Source organism: Exiguobacterium sp. s40 (assembly GCF_018617905.1).
Lineage (GTDB): Bacteria > Bacillota > Bacilli > Exiguobacteriales > Exiguobacteriaceae > Exiguobacterium > Exiguobacterium mexicanum_A.
In genome coordinates, this window is record NZ_JACSLC010000033.1 from 1 (window position 1) to 1,187 (window position 1,187).

The window sequence follows — 1,187 nt, forward strand, 5'->3', positions numbered from 1 at the left end:
CCCGTTCCCATGCCGAACACGGAAGTTAAGCGCTTCAGCGCCGAAAGTAGTTGGGGGTCTCCCCCTGTGAGGATAGGACGCTGCCAGGCTGATTGTTTTTTTGAAAAAATTATTGACTTTAGTCTCGATGACATTTAAAATAGGTAAAGTCGATACAATAATTATTTAAAACGGTCCCGTGGTGTAGTGGTTAACATGTCTGCCTGTCACGCAGAAGATCGCGGGTTCGAATCCCGTCGGGACCGCCATTTTTTTATTTAAACTTAATAAGTTGGCTTTGTAGCTCAGTTGGTAGAGCAAAGGACTGAAAATCCTTGTGTCGGCGGTTCGATTCCGTCCAAAGCCACCATTTACAGCGCCGGTGTAGCTCAGTTGGTAGAGCATCTGACTTGTAATCAGAGGGTCGAGGGTTCGAATCCTTTCGCCGGCACCATTTTTCTCATGGCGGTTGTGGCGAAGTGGTTAACGCACCGGATTGTGATTCCGGCATTCGAGGGTTCAATTCCCTTCAGCCGCCCCATTTTAAAAAATTAATGAGCCATTAGCTCAGTTGGTAGAGCATCTGACTTTTAATCAGAGGGTCGCAGGTTCGAGCCCTGCATGGCTCACCATTTCTCATTAATTTCTATACTTAAATATTATATGCGGGTGTGGCGGAATTGGTAGACGCGCTAGACTTAGGATCTAGTGTCTTTGACGTGGGGGTTCGAGTCCCTTCACCCGCATCTCTAATCTAACTTTATATTGCGGAAGTAGTTCAGTGGTAGAATACGACCTTGCCAAGGTCGGGGTCGCGGGTTCGAATCCCGTCTTCCGCTCCAATTATATGCGGTCGTGGCGGAATCGGTAGACGCGCTAGGTTGAGGGCCTAGTGGTGGTTAACACCGTGGAGGTTCAAGTCCTCTCGACCGCATTAATGCACCCTTAGCTCAGCTGGATAGAGCGTTAGACTACGAATCTAAAGGCCGGGAGTTCGAATCTCTCAGGGTGCACCATTTATAACGGGAAGTAGCTCAGCTTGGTAGAGCACTTGGTTTGGGACCAAGGGGTCGCAGGTTCGAATCCTGTCTTCCCGACCATTTCTTAATTCAATTTGGTCTTTGAAAACTGAACGATGAGGCAAAAATGTTTTACAATTTTTGAATGAAGCGCAAGCTTCGTCATTTTTAAAGAGCTATATCAAATTC

Annotated in this window: 10 tRNA genes and 1 rRNA gene; all 11 read left to right on the plus strand. The window is 47.2% G+C overall.

Annotation, left to right across the window (positions count from 1 at the left end):
• A 5S ribosomal RNA gene (gene rrf / locus KNP02_RS14650) occupies window positions 1–89 on the plus strand; the annotation flags it as partial.
• An 83-nt stretch (window positions 90–172) separates the two neighbouring features.
• Window positions 173–248 (plus strand) — tRNA-Asp (locus KNP02_RS14655).
• Window positions 249–273: 25 nt separating this feature from the next.
• Window positions 274–349 (plus strand) — tRNA-Phe (locus KNP02_RS14660).
• Between the two features lie 8 nt (window positions 350–357).
• Window positions 358–433 (plus strand) — tRNA-Thr (locus KNP02_RS14665).
• A gap of 11 nt (window positions 434–444) precedes the next feature.
• Window positions 445–520 (plus strand) — tRNA-His (locus tag KNP02_RS14670).
• A gap of 15 nt (window positions 521–535) precedes the next feature.
• Window positions 536–611, plus strand: a tRNA-Lys gene (locus KNP02_RS14675).
• Window positions 612–644: 33 nt separating this feature from the next.
• Window positions 645–725 (plus strand) — tRNA-Leu (locus KNP02_RS14680).
• A gap of 21 nt (window positions 726–746) precedes the next feature.
• Window positions 747–821: transfer RNA gene (locus KNP02_RS14685), tRNA-Gly, on the plus strand.
• A 7-nt stretch (window positions 822–828) separates the two neighbouring features.
• Window positions 829–913: transfer RNA gene (locus KNP02_RS14690), tRNA-Leu, on the plus strand.
• 5 nt (window positions 914–918) lie between these two features.
• A tRNA-Arg gene (locus tag KNP02_RS14695) sits at window positions 919–995 on the plus strand.
• 7 nt (window positions 996–1,002) lie between these two features.
• Window positions 1,003–1,079, plus strand: a tRNA-Pro gene (locus tag KNP02_RS14700).
• Window positions 1,080–1,187 lie beyond the last annotated feature (108 nt).